This is a genomic window from Brevundimonas sp. UBA6550 (genome assembly GCF_002434505.1).
GTDB lineage: Bacteria > Pseudomonadota > Alphaproteobacteria > Caulobacterales > Caulobacteraceae > Brevundimonas.
This window is the reverse complement of the sequence record NZ_DJKE01000012.1, coordinates 108,840-126,459: the sequence shown is the minus strand read 5'-3', so window position 1 is coordinate 126,459 and position 17,620 is coordinate 108,840. Positions and strand designations below refer to the sequence as shown.

General features: G+C 67.4%; 19 protein-coding genes. 6 read left to right on the top strand and 13 right to left on the bottom strand.

The genetic code is table 11. The annotated features are described in order from the left end of the window. Positions 1-133: 133 nt before the first annotated feature. The 3 genes from B3Z70_RS13960 to folE form a co-directional block, all read right to left on the bottom strand. Positions 134-1,951 carry a gamma-glutamyltransferase family protein gene (locus B3Z70_RS13960; RefSeq protein WP_292045780.1) on the bottom strand — a complete coding sequence of 606 codons (1,818 nt, stop codon included), beginning with the start codon at positions 1,949-1,951 and terminating at the stop codon, positions 134-136. Positions 1,952-2,094: 143 nt separating this feature from the next. Next, the gene (locus tag B3Z70_RS13955) at positions 2,095-2,529 is read right to left on the bottom strand and encodes a biopolymer transporter ExbD (RefSeq protein ID WP_248118864.1); all 435 of its coding nucleotides are present in this window, start codon (positions 2,527-2,529) and stop codon (positions 2,095-2,097) included. A 169-nt stretch (positions 2,530-2,698) separates the two neighbouring features. After that, the gene (folE, locus tag B3Z70_RS13950) at positions 2,699-3,313 is read right to left on the bottom strand and encodes a GTP cyclohydrolase I FolE (protein ID WP_292021555.1); all 615 of its coding nucleotides are present in this window, start codon (positions 3,311-3,313) and stop codon (positions 2,699-2,701) included. Positions 3,314-3,443: 130 nt separating this feature from the next. Between folE and cysS the strand changes: the two genes are divergently transcribed. Next, positions 3,444-4,895 (top strand): cysteine--tRNA ligase, encoded by a 1,452-nt coding sequence (gene cysS, locus B3Z70_RS13945; RefSeq protein ID WP_292021556.1) that lies wholly within the window; start codon positions 3,444-3,446, stop codon positions 4,893-4,895. Positions 4,896-5,157: 262 nt separating this feature from the next. Here cysS and B3Z70_RS13940 read toward each other — a convergent pair whose 3' ends face one another. From B3Z70_RS13940 to B3Z70_RS13915, 6 genes are all read right to left on the bottom strand, one after another. Beyond that, complete coding sequence (locus B3Z70_RS13940) at positions 5,158-6,516, bottom strand: ABC transporter permease (protein WP_292021557.1); 1,359 nt, start codon at positions 6,514-6,516, stop codon at positions 5,158-5,160. Next, positions 6,513-7,460, bottom strand: coding sequence for an ABC transporter ATP-binding protein (locus B3Z70_RS13935; protein ID WP_292021559.1), 948 nt, complete (start codon positions 7,458-7,460; stop codon positions 6,513-6,515). The genes B3Z70_RS13940 and B3Z70_RS13935 overlap by 4 nt, the downstream gene beginning before the upstream one ends. Positions 7,461-7,544: 84 nt before the next feature. Further along, a complete protein-coding gene (locus B3Z70_RS13930) occupies positions 7,545-8,183 on the bottom strand; it encodes a M23 family metallopeptidase (protein WP_292045779.1) in 639 nt (212 codons plus the stop codon). A gap of 164 nt (positions 8,184-8,347) precedes the next feature. Continuing rightward, complete coding sequence (locus B3Z70_RS13925; RefSeq protein ID WP_292023745.1) at positions 8,348-8,572, bottom strand: YdcH family protein; 225 nt, start codon at positions 8,570-8,572, stop codon at positions 8,348-8,350. Positions 8,573-8,609: 37 nt separating this feature from the next. Continuing rightward, a complete protein-coding gene (locus tag B3Z70_RS13920; RefSeq protein WP_292023747.1) occupies positions 8,610-9,074 on the bottom strand; it encodes a TIGR02444 family protein in 465 nt (154 codons plus the stop codon). Next, positions 9,074-9,673 (bottom strand): UbiX family flavin prenyltransferase, encoded by a 600-nt coding sequence (locus B3Z70_RS13915; protein ID WP_292023749.1) that lies wholly within the window; start codon positions 9,671-9,673, stop codon positions 9,074-9,076. The genes B3Z70_RS13920 and B3Z70_RS13915 overlap by 1 nt, the downstream gene beginning before the upstream one ends. Positions 9,674-9,789: 116 nt before the next feature. Here B3Z70_RS13915 and B3Z70_RS13910 point away from each other — a divergent pair, with 116 nt between their 5' ends. Next, positions 9,790-9,963, top strand: coding sequence for a YdcH family protein (locus B3Z70_RS13910; protein ID WP_292045778.1), 174 nt, complete (start codon positions 9,790-9,792; stop codon positions 9,961-9,963). 101 nt (positions 9,964-10,064) lie between these two features. Here the strand turns inward: B3Z70_RS13910 and B3Z70_RS13905 are convergent, their stop codons facing one another. After that, positions 10,065-10,730 (bottom strand): DUF1013 domain-containing protein, encoded by a 666-nt coding sequence (locus B3Z70_RS13905; protein WP_292023753.1) that lies wholly within the window; start codon positions 10,728-10,730, stop codon positions 10,065-10,067. Positions 10,731-10,949: 219 nt separating this feature from the next. Here B3Z70_RS13905 and B3Z70_RS13900 point away from each other — a divergent pair, with 219 nt between their 5' ends. Next, a complete protein-coding gene (locus B3Z70_RS13900; RefSeq protein WP_292023756.1) occupies positions 10,950-11,777 on the top strand; it encodes a beta/gamma crystallin-related protein in 828 nt (275 codons plus the stop codon). Here the strand turns inward: B3Z70_RS13900 and B3Z70_RS13895 are convergent. Then, entirely contained in the window at positions 11,774-12,745 is a 972-nt protein-coding gene (locus B3Z70_RS13895; RefSeq protein ID WP_292023758.1) for an NAD(P)H-quinone oxidoreductase, read from the bottom strand. The genes B3Z70_RS13900 and B3Z70_RS13895 overlap by 4 nt on opposite strands. A gap of 88 nt (positions 12,746-12,833) precedes the next feature. On the opposite strand from B3Z70_RS13895, the gene B3Z70_RS13890 reads away from it, so the two are divergent. Next, entirely contained in the window at positions 12,834-13,037 is a 204-nt protein-coding gene (locus B3Z70_RS13890) for a DUF1192 domain-containing protein (protein ID WP_292023760.1), read from the top strand. 107 nt (positions 13,038-13,144) lie between these two features. Then, positions 13,145-13,651, top strand: a complete 507-nt coding sequence (locus B3Z70_RS13885) for a DUF1465 family protein (RefSeq protein WP_312124097.1) — start codon at positions 13,145-13,147, stop codon at positions 13,649-13,651. A 10-nt stretch (positions 13,652-13,661) separates the two neighbouring features. Here the strand turns inward: B3Z70_RS13885 and B3Z70_RS13880 are convergent, their stop codons facing one another. After that, complete coding sequence (locus B3Z70_RS13880; RefSeq protein ID WP_292023764.1) at positions 13,662-15,224, bottom strand: L,D-transpeptidase family protein; 1,563 nt, start codon at positions 15,222-15,224, stop codon at positions 13,662-13,664. Positions 15,225-15,392: 168 nt separating this feature from the next. Continuing rightward, positions 15,393-15,617 carry a 50S ribosomal protein L31 gene (gene rpmE / locus B3Z70_RS13875; RefSeq protein WP_087119900.1) on the bottom strand — a complete coding sequence of 75 codons (225 nt, stop codon included), beginning with the start codon at positions 15,615-15,617 and terminating at the stop codon, positions 15,393-15,395. Between the two features lie 136 nt (positions 15,618-15,753). On the opposite strand from rpmE, the gene B3Z70_RS13870 reads away from it, so the two are divergent. Then, a complete protein-coding gene (locus B3Z70_RS13870; RefSeq protein ID WP_292023767.1) occupies positions 15,754-17,619 on the top strand; it encodes an ABC transporter transmembrane domain-containing protein in 1,866 nt (621 codons plus the stop codon). Position 17,620 lies beyond the last annotated feature (1 nt).

The following is a 17,620-nucleotide window of genomic DNA, read 5'->3' as shown; positions in this document are numbered from 1 at the left end:
TTTGCGTTGTGACCAAACACGAGAGGCCGCCCCTTTGCGGCTGACCGCGCCCGTGACCGGGCGTCGCGCCGAGACGATCTCAACGGGGAAGACCCCGCCCGACCTTAGCGCGGACCGTCCCGACGTCCAGCCTTCAATAGGCCAGGGCGATGCCGTCCTTGCGCATCTCGGTCGCCGCGCCATAGGTCCAGCGGCCGCCGGGGTTCATCTGTTTCATCACGTTCTGATAGCCGCCGAAGCCGCCGTCCGGTTCGCCCAGGGTCCAGCCCATGGCGCGCAGCTGGGCCTTGGTCGCCTCGGGCACGCCGCTTTCCAGATGCAGGACGCCGGTCCCTTCCTGCGGCTGGCCGGTCGGTTCGGACGAGCCATAGTGCTGCCAGCGCGGAGCGTCGCCCGCCGCCTGGGGCTCCAGCCCATAGTCGACCATGTTGATGATGATCTGGGCCTGGCCCTGCGGCTGCATGGCGCCGCCCATGACGCCGAACGCCATCCAGGGCTCGCCGTCCTTGAGCGCGAAACCGGGGATGATGGTCTGGAAGGGCCGCTTGCCCGGCGCATAGATGTTGGGATGGCCGTCGGTCAGGGCGAACAGCTCGCCCCGGTCCTGGAACATGAAGCCCAGCGGCTCCGACCCATTGTCCGGCGCCAGGCCCGAGCCCATGCCGCGATAGTTGGACTGGATCCAGCTGACCATCATCCCGTCGCTGTCGGCGACGCTGAAATAGGTGGTGTCGCCGTGGTGCGGCGCGTCGCCGGGCATAACGCGATCCATCACCCGATCCGGCCGGATCAGTATGGCCCGTTCGGCGGCATAGGCCTTGGAGTTCAGCCATTCGACCGGGGTCTTGGAGAATCGGTCGTCGGCGAACCAGCGGGCCCGGTCCTCGAACGCCAGCCGCTTGGCCTCGGCCTGTACGTGCAGGGAGGCGGCGGACTGGAAGCCCATGGATTTCAGATCGAACTGTTCGCAGATGTTCAGGATCTGGTTGGTGGACAACCCTTGAGTGTTCGGACCCAGGCCGAAGACGTCCACGCCGCGATAGTTGGTCTGGATCGGCTCGACCCATTCGGTGTGGTGGGCGGCCAGGTCGGCGCGGGTCATCCAACCGCCGATTCGCTTGAAATAGGCTTCCATCTGATCGGCCAGGGGACCGTCGTAGAAGGCGTCGCGCCCGCCCTCTGCGATCAGCCGCAGGGTCTTTCCCAGATAAGGGTTGGCGAACAGCTCGCCGACCTTGGGCGTCGCGCCGCCGGCGGCCCAGATGCGCTTTCGGTTGTCGTTCTCCTCGATCGGAATCTGGCCCCGGTCGAAGGCGGCCATGTTGCGCTCCAGATAGTAGGCGATGACCTGGGGCACGGGCGCGCCCTGTTCGCACAGTTCGGCGACCGGCAGCAGCACCTCCTTCCACGGCAGTTTTCCATACCGCTGGTGCGCGCTCCACCAGGCGTCGACCGCGCCCGGCACATTGACCGTCACCGCCCCATAGCGGGGCAGATAGCCGTCGATGGCCCTGGATCGCGCCGTCTGAAGGCTAAGCCCGCGTGGACTGGCGCCCGAGCCGTTCAAACCGACGACCTTCTTCTGTTTCGGGTCCCACAACATGCAATAGGCGTCGCCGCCGATGCCGTTGGCGACCGGCTCCAGGAAGCCCAGGGCCGCATTTATGGCGATGGCCGCGTCGATGGCCGATCCGCCGCGTCTCAGGGTGTCGATGCCGATCAGGCTGGCGGCCGGATGCGCCGTCGCCGCCGCCCCGTTCGCGCCCCAGACGGTCGAGCGTCCCATGAACTTCGGCCCCGAGATCCGGTCGCCGATGCCGACGCCGGCGTAGGGGTCGGCCGGGCGGGCAGGGGCGGGCGGGGCGGTCGTCGGCGTCGGCTGCTGGGCCTGGGCCGTATTCGCCGCCAGCACCCCGACGGGCAGGGCGGACAGGAAGGTGCGACGACGCATGGGGCAACTCCTCGAACAACCGATGCGGCATCAAGGGGCCGTGCGGCCGATCCGGCAAGCCCCAATCGGCCGATCATGGCGCCAAAGAAAAAGGCCGCGTCCCTTTCGGAACGCGGCCCTGATCGTTTCGCCTGAGCGTGAACTTAGCTGATGTCTTCGTTCAGCAGACCGACCTTGAAGAAGCCGTTCTCCTGCATCTTGTTCATGACTTCCATGAACTGCTTGTACTTCACTTCCGGCTGGGCGCGGACGAACACGCGCTCTTCCTGGCAGGCGCCGCCGCCCAGGGCGGTGCAGACGTCGGTGGGCAGGTTGTCGATCGAGGTTTGCTTGTCCGACAGGAACAGCTGACCGTTTTCCTGGATGGTGATGTACACCGGCTCCTTTTCCTGGGTCGGGTTCACCGGCGGCTGCGCGGGCGGCAGGTCCAGACGGATCGAGACGGTCGCCATCGGCGCGGCGACCATGAAGATGATCATGAGCACCAGCAGAATGTCGATGAACGGCGTGATGTTGATATCCGCCGTCTGTTCGATCGTGTGCTTGTCCCCGCCGGAACCACCGAGCTTGGCAGCCATGCATCGTCTCCGTTACTCGCCGGCTGCAATCCGCGCCGGCATTTCCCTATGGATCGCCCGAAAGCTTGCTCGGTTCTTGGCGTCCCGATGCGCGCTTGTAAAGCGGTTCTAAACGATCCGGCGTTCCCGAACGTCAATTATACGCGACAGTCCCCCGCCGCCGCCCGTCTCAGGCCTTCGCCAGCTTCAGAAAACGGTCCATCAGGGCAGGATCGTCCTTGAAGGCGCCGGTGAACCGGGTGGTGATGGTCGAAACGTGCCGGTGATGCACCCCGCGGGTGGTCATGCACTGGTGTTCGGCGTCCAGCATCACCGCCACGCCGCGCGGCTGCAGATGCGATTCGATGGCGTCGATGATGTCGTTGGTCAGGGTTTCCTGATTCTGGAGCCTGCGCGCGAAGATCTCGACCACCCGCGCCAGCTTGGAGATGCCGACCACCTTTTCACCCGGCAGATAGGCGACATAGGCCTTGCCCAGGAAGGGGGCCATGTGGTGCTCGCAGTGGCTCTCCACCTCGATGTCGCGCAGGATGACCATGTCGTCGTATCCGGTCACGTCCTCGAAGGTGCGGCTCAGCTCCTTGGCCGCATCGGCCTCATAGCCGTCGAACCATTCGCCGTAAGCGTCCACCACCCGTTTGGGCGTATCCACCAGGCCCGGCCGGTCGGGATTGTCGCCGGCCCAGGCGATCAGGGTCCGCACCGCCTCCAGCGCCTGTTCGCGGCTGGGGCGTTGCACGGCGGCATCGGCGACGAGAACGGGCTTGGCGGGGATAAGGCTCATGAACTCGATTTTCCGGCCGGGGCGGGCGGGGCGGCCCGGTTTACCTTCTACAATCCGTCGGGACTGTATATCAGGCCGCTATATGGGACGGAGCCTGCGTCCCGCAAGAAAACCCGCTAAAGACCGATCCATGCCGCTGCACATCCACGACACCCTGCGCCGTGAAAAGCGCCTGTTCGAGCCCCGGAACAAGGATCGTGTGACCCTCTATGTCTGCGGCCCCACGGTCTATGACTACGCCCATATCGGCAATGCGCGTCCGCCGGTGGTGTTCGACGTCCTGGTGCGGCTGCTGCGCCGGACCTATGGCGCGGACAAGGTCATCTACGCCCGCAACGTCACCGACGTGGACGACAAGATCAATCAGAAGGCCGCGCGAGAGGGCGTGCCGATCGGCGAGGTCACGGCGCGCTACGAGGCCGCCTATCTGGCCGACATGGGCCTGCTGAACGTCAGCCCGCCTGACATCGCCCCCCACGTCACCGACTATATCCCCGCCATCGTCGATCAGATTCAGGCCATCGTCGACGCCGGCTGCGCCTATGCCGCCGAGGGGCACGTCCTGTTCGACGTCTCCTCCTATAAATCCTATGGCGCGCTGTCGGGTCGGAATCTGGACGACATGATCGCCGGCGCCCGCGTCGAGGTCGCGCCCTACAAGAAGAACCCCCACGATTTCGTCCTGTGGAAGCCGTCCAAGGCGGACGAGCCGTCCTGGCCGTCGCCGTGGGGGCAGGGGCGTCCCGGCTGGCATATCGAATGCTCGGCCATGATCGAGAAGACGCTGGGCCTGCCCATCGACATCCATGGCGGCGGCATCGACCTTGTCTTCCCCCACCACGAGAACGAGATCGCGCAAGGCGTCTGCGCTCACGGCCATGCCCACGGCGATCAGGCGCACGACGAATACGCCCGCTACTGGATGCACAACGGCTTTCTGACCGTGGACGCCGAGAAGATGTCCAAGTCCATCGGCAACGTCCTGCTGCTGCACGACCTGGTTCAGGCCATGCCGGGCGAGGTCGTCCGCTGGGCGCTGCTGAGCGCCCACTATCGCCAGCCGCTGGACTGGAACCAGGGGCTGCTGGACCAGAGCCGCAAGAACCTGGACCGTCTTTACGGCGTTCTGCGCGACGCCGACGCGGCCCTGGCCGACTTCGACGAGGGCGCGCTGGACGAGGCCGAGAGGGAACTGGCCGAGAACGCCCTGGATCCGGTGCTGGACGCGCTTGAGGACGACCTCAACACGCCGGGCGCCGTCGCCCAGCTGTTCGGTCTTGGAAACGCCTTGCGCGACCTGCTGAACGACGCCGAGGCCGACATCAACGACGTCGCCATGGCCCGCTGGAGCCTGAAGGAAGCGGCCGGGCTGCTCGGCGTGCTGTCGCTGACGCCGGACGCCTGGTTCGAAGGCGGCGATCCCGCCCTGAAGGCCGAGGTCGAGGCCCTGCTGGACCAACGCGCCGCCGCCCGCGCCGCCAAGGACTGGCCCGAGGCCGACCGCATCCGCGACCGCCTGAACGCCCTGAACGTCATCGTCATGGACGGCCCCGACGGCGCCACCTGGCGGATGAAGGGCTGACGACTCGCGTCTCCTGTCAGCGGGGAGCGGGCGCCGCCATGTCCGCCGACCGCTGGAGATGCGTTCAAGTTTACTCCGGCCGAGCGCGAACCGGCGCTGCGATGAGCCTGATGCTTGCGCACCGGGCGAGCGACCGAGGTCAAGTCCGCATAATAGGCGGCAGGACCTTAATCCATTGCACGGGGCCTCAAGCGCGGGCAGCCCATGGAGACTGACGACAACGGTCGAGGTGGCTCGTTATGGGATGGTGGAAGATTGGTCCTCACCCCCGTCCTGTCACCGCCCGACCGAATGTCTTCCAACTCAGCTTCACGTCCGACAGGGCGCCGGCGCGGAAGGCGCGGCCGGCGATCCAGACCATGAAGGCGGCCGTGGCGAACATGCCGATCAGGGTCAGCACGACCTCGATCAGCGGCGGATCGCTGGGCGCCCGCGCGCTCATCAGGAAGGGGGTGAAGAAGGGGATCCAAGACAGCACCTTGACCACCGGCGCGTCGGGGCTGGTCAGGGCCATCTGCATGACCAGGATCGGCACCACCAGGATCATCATGATCGGCCCCATCAGCGTCTGGGCGTCGCGCGGCGTCTCGCAGAAGGCGCCGATGGCGGCGAACAGCACCGCATACATCAGATATCCGCCGACCATATAGGCCATGAAATAGAAGATCAGGCCGTCGTGCATCAGCGCCTGGCCGATGCTGGCCGCCACCTCGGGCGAGGCGGACATCAGGGTCGATGCGCCGATCCCGCCCCACACCGCCATGACCGTCAGCGTCAGCAGCGCCACCCCCAGCACCTTGCCGGTCAAAATTTCGGTCGCCGACGCCGAGGACAAAAGCACCTCCAGGATCTTGTTCGACTTCTCCTCCATCACGCTGTTCAGCAGGATGGAGGCGCCGGTGATGACCAGCGACCACAGCAGGAAACCGGCCCCCAGGCCCACGAAGGACGGGATGCGGTCGCGCATCGACACCTCGGCCCCGCTGGCGGCGTTGGGCGAGAAGGCCTTCACCTCGGGCTGGAAGGTCTGGATCTCGGTCGCCAAGGTCGGGGGCACGCCCGCCTCGGTCAGCAGTTCGTTGCGGCGCGCGTCGCGCAGGGCGCTGCGGACGAAGCCGGACACGTCGTTGTCGGTGGCGCGGGCGGTCCAGACCTGGGCGGCGGGCTTGCCGTCGATGCGGTCCAGAAACACCACGGCGTCCAGGCGATCGGCCTTGGGCGTCTGCTTGTCCAGCGCGGTCTTGATGGCGGCGTCGCGCGCCGGGCCGGTCGCATCGGCGATGGCGGCCGGGGCCGCGACCAAACGAATTTTTGGCGCGCTGATCGAGGCCACGGCGCGCCCGGCGCCGGCTTGGCCCTTCTCGGCGGCGATGCGCAGCCGTTCGCCCTGCTTATTCAGATCGGCCTGCAAGGCGTCGCGGACCGTGGCGGCCAGGCCCGTCGCGGCGGGGCCCTGTTCGATCACGGCCACCGTCTTGATCGGCTCGGCCGAACGGATCAACAGCGGGATGCCCCCGCCCAGCACGGCGAACATCGGAAAGGCCAGCAGCGACAGCCAGAACCCCACCGTCTTGGCGTAGGCGACATATTCGCGGCGCGCGATCAGCAGGGTGCGCTTCATTGGACCGCCTCCGACGGCGAGGCGGGTTGGTCGGGATGGTCGCCGGTCAGGCCGATGAAGGCGTCGTGCAGCGTCGGCTCCTTCAAGGCGAAGCCGCGCACGTCAAGGCCGTTCAGGAAGGCGGCCTTCAACGTCTCCTGACCCGCCGCGCCCGGCGACAGGGCGATCTTCAGCCGCCGCACGCCGTCCTGTTCGGACATGGTTTCGACCCCCGCCACGCCAGGCAGGGTCGCCGCCGCCTGGGCGTCGATGGCGCCGTCCAGATCCAGGAACCGGGGCGAGGTCGCCTTGGCCTGATCGACCGTACCCTCGAACGCCTTTCGTCCCCGCGCCAGCAGCACGACCTTGTCGCACAGTCGCTCGGCGTGCTGCATCACATGGGTCGAGAACAGGACCGTGGCCCCGTTGGCCGCCAGGTCGCGGATCATGGCCTCCAGCCCCTGCTGGTTCATGGGGTCCAGGCCCGAGAACGGCTCGTCCAGGATGACGAACTCAGGCTGGTGCACGACCGAGGCGATCAGTTGCACCTTCTGCGCCATCCCCTTGGACAGCTCCTTCATCTTCTTTTTTTGCGCGGCGCCTAGCCCCTGCTGCTCCAGCATGGTCTTGGCGCGACGGCGGCCTTCTGCAGCGGGCAGGCCCTTCAATGCGCCAAAGAAGGCGATGGCCTCGACCGGCGTCATCTTCTTGTAGAGGCCCCGCTCCTCGGGCAGGAAGCCGATCCGGTCGCGCACCTGACGCCCGTCTGCGGCGCCCAGGATCTCGATCCAACCTGACGTCGCCGGCTGAAGCCCCAGGATCATCCGCAACGTCGAGGTCTTGCCCGCCCCGTTGGGCCCCAGAAACCCGCAGATCGAGCCTCTCTGAACCTGAAAGCTCAGATCGCGCACGGCGTCGAAATCGCCATACCGCTTGCTTACGCCGTCCAGCGTCAACGCCGCCATGTCGCCCCCTCATGTTCCAGCCGTCAGCCTATGGGCGTTGCCGCCTGGACGCCAGTCATGAAGCGGTTTCGAAAAGAGCGGTCGTCAGGCCTTGGGTTTGACGGCGATCTCGAAGTGGCGGTCCATGACCTTGGTCGGATTGACCTGGGCGCCGTCGCGACGGACCTCGAAATGCAGGTGGGGGCCGGTGGAGTAGCCGGTGGAGCCGACCAGGCCGATACGCTGCGCGGGCGCCAGGCGGTCGCCGCTGGCCACGTCGATGCGGCTGAGGTGGCCATAGAGGGTGGTCATGCCATTGGGGTGGCGCACCTCGATGAAGTTGCCGTAGCCGCCGGCGTCATAGCCGGTGCGCAGCACCTGGCCCTCTGCGGCGGTGAAGACGCTGGTGCCCTGGGGGGCGGCGATGTCCACACCCTTGTGCGCGCGGGCCTTGGCCTCGATGGCCAGTTTGCGCAGGCCGAAGACCGAGTTGATCGCATAGCCGCGCACCGGGGCGGTGAAGACGATCTGGCGCGTGACCGGCCCGGCCTTTTCGGCCTCGGCCTTGATCGGCGGGGCCACGGGGGCGGCGACGGGCGTCGGCGTGCGGTCGGGCGCGGGGGCGACGTTGGGGGCTGCGGCGGCGGCGAGGACGGCCACGGCGGCGAAGGCGGCCGTCTGGCCGGAGTGGATCAAAAGGGTCTTGCAGCGCGCCATCGGCGCGTCGGTCAGCAGGCGTCGCATTCGGCGGCGTCTCCAGCGTCTTTACGCTCTGGAATGAAGGGACGCGGCGTTCGATGACGCACGGCGTTCCGTGGAAGGGCGGCTTATGCCCGGGGGCTGGGGCGACTTTGGGGCCTGGTCCGGGCGGCGGATGGTCGCAGGGCGGAACCGGGCCGCAGCGACGTTCAGGCGATGATGTCGGGCAGTATGACGTCCTCGATCTTCACGATCTCATCCTTTAGAGCCAGCTTCTTTCGCTTCAGCCGGGCGATCATCAGCTGGTCGGGCACCGCCGCCTGGCTGAGCGCGTCGATGGAGGCGTCCAGGTCGGCGTGCTCCTGGCGCAGCAGTTTGACGCGGGCGTGCAGGGCCGCTTCTTCTTCGCTGATGTCAGGCAGGTCGTCGTTCATCGTCTGGTCCCCGAAGGCGCTTATAGCGACGCCGGCTTCAGGCCGGAAGGGCGTCGGCCAGGCGGATCAGCGCCGGGCGAGGGGTGACGGAAGCCCAGATCCTGGCCGTGGCGGCCAGGCCGTCGATGGCGGGGCGGGGCGGGGCGCTGGGCTCGGGCGCCAGCGCCTCCAGCGCCTGCAGAAGATGGCGTTCGGCCTCAAGCTCCAGCGCCTTGACGCGGTTGCGGATCGTCTCGCGCGGCCCGTCGTCGATGTCGGGCACGGGCGCCTTCAGGATGCGGCGCATGGCTCGCAGCGGCGTCACCACCACCCCGTCCCAGGCGCGGGCGGTGTCGCAGGCGGCCTCTAGGGTTTCCTCGTCCGGCCGACGCCCCGTCGCGGCGGCCCAGGCCGACCACAGCAGCAGCGGCACGTTCTGTTCGTGATTGTCCTGCAGCGCCAGACAGGCGTCGGAAACGCCCGGCGCGCCATAGGCGGCGACGGCCCAATCCCACAATCCCATCAGCTCAGACCCTTCCAGCGCCGCACGGCGTCCCAATCCAGGCCGAACAGGTCCAGCGCGCGGCCCACCGACTGGTCGACCATCTCCTGGATCGAGGCGGGTCGGGCGTAGAGGGCAGGCAGGGGCGGGGCGATGACGGCGCCCATCTCGGTCAGGGCCGTCATGGTGCGCAGGTGGCCCAGGTGGAACGGCGTTTCCCGCACCATCAAGACCAGCGGGCGCCGTTCCTTCAAAGTGACGTCCGCCGCGCGCGTCAACAGGGTGGAGGTCACGCCCGTCGCGATCTCGCCCATCGTCCTGACCGAACAGGGGGCGACGATCATGCCCAGGGTGCGAAAGGAGCCGGAGGCGATGGTCGCGCCCACATCGGCCAGCTTGTGAACCACGGACGCCTTGGCCGTCAGCGCATCCGGCGTCAGATCGGTTTCCTGCGACAATGTGAGCAGGGCGGCCTTGGTCACCACCAGATGGCTCTCCACGCCCAGGTCGTTCAGCGCATCCAGCGTCCGCGCGCCATAGATCGCGCCGGAAGCTCCTGAAATTCCGACCACCATCCGCGCGGGCAGGTTCCGTATGGCTCCGTTCACATCATCGACCATTTTTGCGGTCAGCCTCCAACCTGTCCGACGAAGCGGGCTGTCACCGGAATGTGATTCCACAGCCTGCCAAACCGGGCGCTCACTCTACTGGTCCCTAACCTGAGGAGGCGCAAGCCATGACCATCGAGGCTCGTATTCGCGAACTGGGTAACCGTCATCGCAATCTGGATCAGACGATCCAGAAGGAACTCGCCCGGCCGTCCGTGGACACGTTGCACGTCAGGGAGCTGAAGCAGAGGAAGCTTCGGCTCAAGGAAGAGATCACCAGTCTGGAGGCCCGCGCTCACTAACGCGGCGTCAGGCTTCCCAAAACGACGACGGCCCCGGAGATCGCTCTCCGGGGCCGTTTTCGTTATGTCTCCTCCCTACGAAGTGGGGAGGAGACCTTGTTTTAGTCCTTGGAGCCAAACACCGACTCTGCGGTCGGTTCGGCGCTGGGGCGCTGGCGGGCCTCGGGGACGAATTCGGGCTCGGCCTCCACTTCCTCGACGGGCTGGATGGTGCCGCCGCCCTTCTTCAGGTCGTCCTTGGCCTTCTTGTCGGCGGCCTTCTTGACGATCTCGTCCAGGGCCAGCTGGCCGACCAGGCCCAGGGTCACCGGGTCGACCGGCTTGATGTTGGCCGAGTTCCAGTGGGTGCGGTTGCGCACGCTCTCGATGGTGGACTTGGTGGTGCCCAGCATCTTGGCGATCTGGGCGTCGGTCACCTCGGGGTGATTGCGCACGAACCAGGCGATGGCGTCCGGGCGGTCCTGGCGACGCGAGACGGGGGTGTATTTCGGCGCCGGCTTGGCCGATTTCAGCAGTTCGGCGTGACGGCTGACGATGGCCTTCATCCGATAGTTTTCGTCGCCTTGCGCCTTGTCCAGCTCTTCGCGTGTCAGCTGGCCGCCGGTCACGGGATCGACGCCGCGAATGTCGCGCGCCACGTCGCCGTCGGCGATGCCGCGGACTTCCAGCGGGTGCAGGCCGCAGAAATCGGCGATCTGCTCGAAGCTGAGGGAGGTGTTGTCGACCAGCCAGACCGCGGTGGCCTTGGGCATCAGAATGTCGCTCATGGGGCGTTCGTCCCGGTGTTGTTGAGCCGCCGAATGGGACTTCGGCTGGCGTTGGATACGACGGCGCCCGGCCTTTCGACCGGGCGCGTATGATGCCGATATAGGCCCATTCGCGCGAAAAGAAAACGCCGACCGACAATCGCATACAGCAACGGTTCATCCGTCCGATGCAACCCTTGCGGTAGTGAAGCTTTTCAGCTTCGGGAGAGGAGAACCACCATGTCCATTCTGCTTGGCGCGGCTCTGGCTGCAGCGATGGCCTCGGGCCAGGACTATGCGCAGCAGCGCGTCGCCCCGCGCGGCGGCTATGCCCAGTCGTGTTCGGAAGCCTATGTGAATCGCGGTCGTCTCTATGCCGACTGCCGCGATACGCGCGGCCAGATGCGCGGCACGTCGATCGAGCTGAACCGCTGCGGCGGCGAGGAGATCAACAACGACAACGGCCTGCTGGTCTGCGGGCGTTTCCGTGGCGACTATGAGGACAGCCAGCCCGGCCGTCCCGGCGGCGGCTGGGGCCCTGGCAACGGCGGTCCAGACTGGGGCGGTGGGGCCGGCCGCGCGCCCCAGGGCAGTTATCGCCAAAGCTGCACGGACGCCTCGGTGCGCGACGGTCGCCTGTTTGCCCGTTGCGAGGGCGGCGGTCGGGATCGTCGCGCCAGCTCGTTGGACTACAGCCGCTGCGGCCGCTTCGACATCGCCAACGAAAATGGTCTGTTGGTCTGCGGCCCGGTGCGAGGCCAGTGGGAAGGCGAAGGGGGATGGAGCGGCGGCAATGGCGGCGGCTGGGGTCGGTCCTCGATCACCGTCTATGACGACGCCAACTTCCGCGGCGCCTCGCGCGAGTTCACCAGCGAGGACCGCAACCTGGGCCGCACCCCGTTCAACGACCGCATCAGCTCGATGCGCGTCCAAGGCCGCTGGGAAGTCTGCACCGACGCCGAGTTCCGGGGCCGCTGCCGCGTCGTCGAAGGCGACGTCCGCTTCCTGACCGGCGGCTTCAACGACAACATCTCGTCGCTGCGTCCCGTTCGCGGCGGGCGCTACTAGGCGCTCAGCACGATCTTGCCGATGTGCCCGCCGGCTTCCAGTTCGGCGTGCGCATCGGCCGCCTGCTCCAACGCGAACACCGCCTGAACCGGCGGCTTCACCTTCCCGGACGCGACCCACGGCCAGGCGGTCGCCTCGACAGCGGCAGTCAGACGCGCCTTTTCGTCCGCCGGGCGGCTGCGCAGCGTCGATCCCGTCAACGTCAGGCGTTTCAGCATGATACGCTGCAGGTCCATCTCGACCTTCGGGCCGGTCAGTGAGGCGATGACAACCCATCGCCCGCCGGCCTTCAGGCTGTTCAGGTTCAGATCGGCGTAGTCGCGCCCCACCATGTCCAGAACGACGTCGGCGCCGCCCGCCGCCTTGATGCGCGCCTCCAGATCGTCGGTCCGGGCGTCCAGGCTGACGTCGGCCCCCAAAGCGGCGGCCGCTTTCGCCTTGTCCGCACCGCGAGAGGTGGCGATGACGGTCGCCCCGGCCGCCTTGGCCATCTGGATCGCCGTCACGCCGATGCCGCTGGTCGCGCCGTGAATCAGAAGGGTCTCGCCAGCCTTCAGGGCGCCGCCTTCGAACACATTGGCGAAGACGGTGAAGACCGTCTCGGGCAGGGCCGCGGCCTGGATGAAATCCAGTCCATCCGGGATCGGCAGGACATGGCGGGCGTCAACCGCCGCCTGTTCGGCGTATCCGCCGCCGCCCAGAAGCGCGCAGACCCGGTCGCCGACCTGCCATCGCGTGACGCCTTCCCCGAGCTGCGCGATCTCGCCGGCGACCTCCAGCCCCAGGGTGTCCGACGCGCCGGGCGGCGGGGGATAGGCGCCGGTGCGTTGCAGCAGGTCCGGCCGGTTCACCCCCGCCGCCCGCACGCGGATGACCACCTGGCCCGGTCCCGCGACGGGATCGGGACGTTCGGCGATCTTCAACGCCTCGGCCGGCCCGGCGCCGCCTTCGATCTGGATGACCCGCATCGCACTCGCCTTGCTTTCGTCCGTGTCAGGGCGTTCAGATAGGCGCCCCGGCCCGCCTTGGCCATCACCGGAACGAAGGGCGCAGACGATGTTCGAGGATTTGGAGCCCAGGCCCCAGCGCGGCGAACCGCTGCGCGCCTTGTCGCGCGAAGATCTGGACGTCTATTCCATCGAGGATCTGGAGGGGCGCATCGCCGCTCTCGACGACGAGATCGCCCGCGCCCGCGCCGCCATCGAGGCCAAACGCTCTAAGAAAAACGCCGCCGACGCCCTGTTCAACTTCGGATCCTGATCGCGAAAGCGGTCGCGGCATGGCATGAGCGTTGCATCGTTTCGACGAACGGCGCCGTCAGGGGCCGATTGCAGGACGGCTCCGCATACCCAATGATCAAAGCTGAAATGACCTTCGCCCACGCCCACGCCTCCGCCGACCGCAGCCGCACGGTGCGCGATTTCGCCCGTTCGGAACTGTTCGACCGCACCTTCCGCGAAGGCATGGAGTTGGTGGAGGAGACGGCCGCCTATCTGGACGGGGAGGGGCGTCGCGATTCCAAGATGCTGTCGCGCGCCGCCGCCCTGGCCTATGCGGCCGAGAGCATGAAGCTGACCACCCGGTTGATGCAGATCGCCTCGTGGCTGCTGGTCCAGCGGGCCGTGCGCGAGGACGACATGTCGCCCGAGACGGCGTGCGAGCCGCGCTATCGCCTGAACGACCGCCGTATCGAGGCCGAACCCAGCCACGCCGAACTGCCCATCGCCCTGGTCGAATATCTGGTGCGGTCCGAAAAACTGTTCGAACGGACCCTTTATCTGGATCGCCGCATGTATCTGGACGACCAGGAGAAGGCCCCGGAAAACCCCGTGCTGTCCCAGATGGGAAGGCTGGAGGCCGCCTTCCGGGGCTGATCGCTGGCGCTTACGGCCCGACGTCGTTGGCGTCGGCGCGGCCGTCGTCGATGGGCTTGGGCAGGTTGACGCCGATTCCAAGCGCCTGGGCCAGCTTGTCGTCGCGGCCATAGACGTCCTCGCGGAAGGCGACGCGCCCCTGACCGTCGACGAAGGCTGTCCAGTACAGCAGGCGCACCGAAATCTCGCGACCCGTCGTCACCCGCGTCGTCTCACGGCTGTCCTGGGCGGCGTCGAACTGTCCCAGCTTGGTCGGGTCGGGCGACAGCAGCAGGCGGGCGAACTCCACCGCATTCTGAACCCGCACGCAGCCGTGGCTGCGTTGGCGGGTAGACAGGTTGAAGGCGGCCTTGGATGGGGTGTCGTGCAGGAAGATGGCGTAGCTGTCGCGCAGCTCGAACTTCACATAGCCCAGGGCCGAGCGCGGACCGGCGCGCTGGATGACCATGCCGTCCTTCACATACATGTCGTTTGCGGCCAGATAGCCCGGCCCCTTGGGCAGGATTTCACGGCGCGCGATGCCGGCCGGCACATACCAGGGCGGATTGGCCACGACCGAGGCGAACGGCTTCTCCAGGCTGGGGGTCTGGTTCTCGGCCGAACCGACCACCACGCGGTTGGAGTGAACGGGCTTGCCGTCCTTCCAATAGACCATGATGGCGGCGGCGGTGTTGACCTCGATCCGCTCGGGCGCGACCTCGCGCTTCAGCCAGCGGCGGCGTTCCAGGTTCAGGGCGATCTGACGCGCACGATCCTCGGCCGAGGCGCCCAGCGACCGCTGGGTTCCCGCGCCGATACGGCCGTCGGCGCCCAGGCCGTGCCGGTTCTGGAAGCTTTGCACGGCGCGCTGCAGCTCGGCGTTGTAGGTCAGGCCTTGCGCCTTCAACCGCGCGCCGTCGGCGGCCGACAGATCGCCCTCGGCCGTCAGGCGGTCGATCAGGGCGGGGATGCGGCGGTCGCTATTGCCCGGCTCGATGGTCGCGCCCTGGGTGAACCGGGGCCAGCCGCCCTGGGCCGCCAGGCGGCGATAGCGCACATAGCCCGCCGACAGGTTCTGATAGCCGATGTCGGTCGGGGCCAGGCCGTCGTACCAGTTGGCCAGGACGTTGCGGCTGAGGGCGTCGGTCAGGCCGCGCGGCAGGTCGACGCGATTCTTCTGCATCTCCCACAACTCTTCGACCGTTTCCGGCCGCACCTTGCCCTCGGCCAGGACGCGGGCATAGGCCAGGGCCGCCGCCGTGGTGCGCAGGTCCGCGCTGGCCGGGTCCGCCGCCAGGCCGACGAAATCGAAATAGTCGTTGGCGGCCAGACCGTGCTTGTCCGCGCGCGAGGCCGCCGTGTTCAGGGCCCGCAACCGTTCGGCGTTCCAGACGGGGCGCCAGTTGTTCATCTCGTAGAAGGCGCGGACGTCGGCCTGCTGGGTTTGCGGCAGGCGGGAAATCTGGTCGTTGAAGCTGTTGTAGAAGGCGGTCGCCTCCGGGCCGCGCTGCACGAAGACCTGTTGCGCGCGCGCCGTGGAACCGAGGGCCATGGCCGCCGTGGCGACGCCCAGACCCAGTTGCCGTCTATTCATAACCTGTCCGCTTCTTCGATCGCTTCGGCCAGCGTGGCCGATGCCCCTGGTACCCGAACGTCCTTACATTATCGGTGTTCCGGTCAAACAAAAAGCGCCGGCCTTTCGACCGACGCTCCTGGTGACCTGTTTGCTGCAGTATGTCGCAGCGAAGTCTCAAGTCGGGCCTTACTTCTTGATGAAGCCGGCGAACTTGTTGTTGAAGCGCGAGACGCGGCCGCCGCGGTCCATCAGCTGGGCGTTGCCGCCGGTCCAGGCCGGGTGCGTCGTCGGATCGATATCCAGGTTCAGCGTGTCGCCTTCCTTACCGTAGGTCGAACGGGTCTGGTAGGAGGTGCCGTCGGTCATCACCACGGTGATGAAGTGATAGTCGGGATGCGTGTCCGCTTTCATGGTCGTCGTCCAGTCTCTGGCGCGGTGACGATGCCGACCGTCTGTGCGCGTGAAAATGAGAATCCCGCTGAAAGGTCCAGCGGAAAAGAGCGCGGCGTTTACACCGGGGGGCGTTCCGGGGCAAGAGGCGGGCGCCATGACCGATCAGACCGCCTCCGCCCCCTCCAATCGCGCTTCCGGTCTGGCTTCCGTCGAGGGGCGGCCCAGCGCCGGCGCCCTTCTGGCCGACCAGATGAACGAGGCGGGGGCCAAGCGCGCCAAACGCCGCGACATCCGCCCGCTGGCGCGCCTGATCCCCTTCGCCCTGCGGCACAAGGGACACGCCCTGATGGCGGTGTTCTGGCTGCTCTTGTCCACCGCCGCCTCCCTAGGTCTGACGGCCCTGGCGCGCGGCGCCATCGATCATGGATTCGAGGCGGGCGGCGCCAATCTGAACATCTGGTTCCTGCTGCTGGGCGCCAACGCCCTGTTCCTGGGGCTGGCGACGGCGGCCCGCTACTATTTCGTCACCCGCACGGGCGAGCGCGTCATCGCCGATGTCCGCAAGGGTCTGTTCGGCCGCATCCTGACGCTGGACCCGTCCTTCTACGCCCATATGCGCACGGGCGAGGTGCTATCGCGCCTGACCACCGACATTGCGCTGGTCGAGACGCTGATGACGACCTCGATCTCCTATGCGCTTCGCAACTTCCTGACCCTGATCGGGGGCGTGATCCTGCTGTTCTTCGTCAGCCCCAAGCTGACCGGCCTCGTCCTGCTGATCGTGCCCTTCCTCCTGGGGCCGATCTTCATCTTCGGTCGCCGCGTCCGCAAACTGACCGTGGCGTCGCAGGATCGCTTCGCCAACGCCGTCGGTTTCGCCGGCGAGAGCGTGGACGCCATCGAGACCGTTCAGGCCTTCGGTCGTGAACGCAGCGCCATCGACCGTTTCGGCGCGGCGGTGGAGGACGCCTTCAACGCCTCCCTGACTCGGATGCAGGCCCGCGCCTGGATGACCGCCCTGATCATCGTCGTCATGTTCGGCGGGGTTACCCTGGTGCTGTGGTTGGGCGCCCAGGACGTGGTGAAGGGCGTCATGACGCCCGGCGCCCTGTTGCAGTTCGTGCTGCTGTCGGTCTTCGCCGCCGGGGCCGTGGGCGCGCTGGGCGAAAGCTGGGGCGACGTGCAGAAGGCCGCGGGCGCCATGGAGCGGATCGAGGAGTTGATGCGCGCCGTGCCCGGCATCGCGCCGCCCGCTCATGTCGCGGCCCTGCCTCAACCGCCGCGCGGGGAACTGTCGATGTCGGCCGTCGGCTTCTCCTATCCGGGGCGGCCCGACCTGCCGGCGCTGAAGGGGTTCAGCCTGACCGTGCGGCCGGGCGAGACCGTGGCGCTGGTCGGCCCGTCAGGCGCGGGCAAGTCCACCGTTTTCCGCCTGCTGCTGCGCTTTTATGATCCGCAGACGGGCATGGTCTCGGTCGACGGCGTCGATGTGCGTCAAGCCGATCCTGTCGCCGTGCGCGACCGCTTCGCCTGGGTGTCGCAGGAGACGCCGTTGTTCTCGGGCTCCGCGCTGGAAAACATCCGCTTTGGTCGCGAAGATACGACCCTGGAGGAGGCCCGCGCCGTCGCCGAGAAGGCCCAGGCGCTCGGCTTCATCGACGCCCTGCCGGAAGGATTCGACACGCCGCTGGGCGAACGCGGCAAGAGTCTGTCTGGCGGTCAGCGCCAGCGTCTGGCCATCGCCCGCGCCCTGGTCCGCGACGCCCCGATCCTGCTGCTGGACGAAGCCACCAGCGCCCTAGACGCCGAGAGCGAACGCCTGGTCCAGGTCGCGCTGGATCAGGCGATGGAAGAGCGCACCACCCTAGTCATCGCCCACCGCCTGGCCACCGTCCTGCGCGCCGACCGCATCGTGGTGATGGACGACGGCCGCGTGGTGGAGGAGGGGACGCACGACCAACTGGTCGCCAAGGGCGGGCTGTATGCGCGTCTGGCGGAACTGCAGTTCCGCGCCGGCTGAA

Bases quoted from the DNA above. Each gene is read 5' to 3' on its own strand.
- cysS (WP_292021556.1), top strand. From the start codon at position 3,444: ATGCCGCTGCACATCCACGACACCCTGCGCCGTGAAAAGCGCCTGTTC.
- B3Z70_RS13895 (WP_292023758.1), bottom strand. From the start codon at position 12,745: ATGCGGGTCATCCAGATCGAAGGCGGCGCCGGGCCGGCCGAGGCGTTG.
- B3Z70_RS13935 (WP_292021559.1), bottom strand. From the start codon at position 7,460: ATGGCGGCGTTGACGCTGGACGGCGTAAGCAAGCGGTATGGCGATTTC.
- B3Z70_RS13890 (WP_292023760.1), top strand. From the start codon at position 12,834: ATGTTCGAGGATTTGGAGCCCAGGCCCCAGCGCGGCGAACCGCTGCGC.
- B3Z70_RS13920 (WP_292023747.1), bottom strand. From the start codon at position 9,074: ATGGGATTGTGGGATTGGGCCGTCGCCGCCTATGGCGCGCCGGGCGTT.
- B3Z70_RS13955 (WP_248118864.1), bottom strand. From the start codon at position 2,529: ATGGCTGCCAAGCTCGGTGGTTCCGGCGGGGACAAGCACACGATCGAA.
- B3Z70_RS13925 (WP_292023745.1), bottom strand. From the start codon at position 8,572: ATGAACGACGACCTGCCTGACATCAGCGAAGAAGAAGCGGCCCTGCAC.
- B3Z70_RS13910 (WP_292045778.1), top strand. From the start codon at position 9,790: ATGACCATCGAGGCTCGTATTCGCGAACTGGGTAACCGTCATCGCAAT.
- B3Z70_RS13885 (WP_312124097.1), top strand. From the start codon at position 13,145: ATGACCTTCGCCCACGCCCACGCCTCCGCCGACCGCAGCCGCACGGTG.
- B3Z70_RS13905 (WP_292023753.1), bottom strand. From the start codon at position 10,730: ATGAGCGACATTCTGATGCCCAAGGCCACCGCGGTCTGGCTGGTCGAC.
- B3Z70_RS13930 (WP_292045779.1), bottom strand. From the start codon at position 8,183: ATGCGACGCCTGCTGACCGACGCGCCGATGGCGCGCTGCAAGACCCTT.
- B3Z70_RS13870 (WP_292023767.1), top strand. From the start codon at position 15,754: ATGACCGATCAGACCGCCTCCGCCCCCTCCAATCGCGCTTCCGGTCTG.
- B3Z70_RS13940 (WP_292021557.1), bottom strand. From the start codon at position 6,516: ATGAAGCGCACCCTGCTGATCGCGCGCCGCGAATATGTCGCCTACGCC.
- folE (WP_292021555.1), bottom strand. From the start codon at position 3,313: ATGAGCCTTATCCCCGCCAAGCCCGTTCTCGTCGCCGATGCCGCCGTG.
- B3Z70_RS13960 (WP_292045780.1), bottom strand. From the start codon at position 1,951: ATGCGTCGTCGCACCTTCCTGTCCGCCCTGCCCGTCGGGGTGCTGGCG.
- B3Z70_RS13915 (WP_292023749.1), bottom strand. From the start codon at position 9,673: ATGGTCGATGATGTGAACGGAGCCATACGGAACCTGCCCGCGCGGATG.
- rpmE (WP_087119900.1), bottom strand. From the start codon at position 15,617: ATGAAAGCGGACACGCATCCCGACTATCACTTCATCACCGTGGTGATG.
- B3Z70_RS13900 (WP_292023756.1), top strand. From the start codon at position 10,950: ATGTCCATTCTGCTTGGCGCGGCTCTGGCTGCAGCGATGGCCTCGGGC.
- B3Z70_RS13880 (WP_292023764.1), bottom strand. From the start codon at position 15,224: ATGAATAGACGGCAACTGGGTCTGGGCGTCGCCACGGCGGCCATGGCC.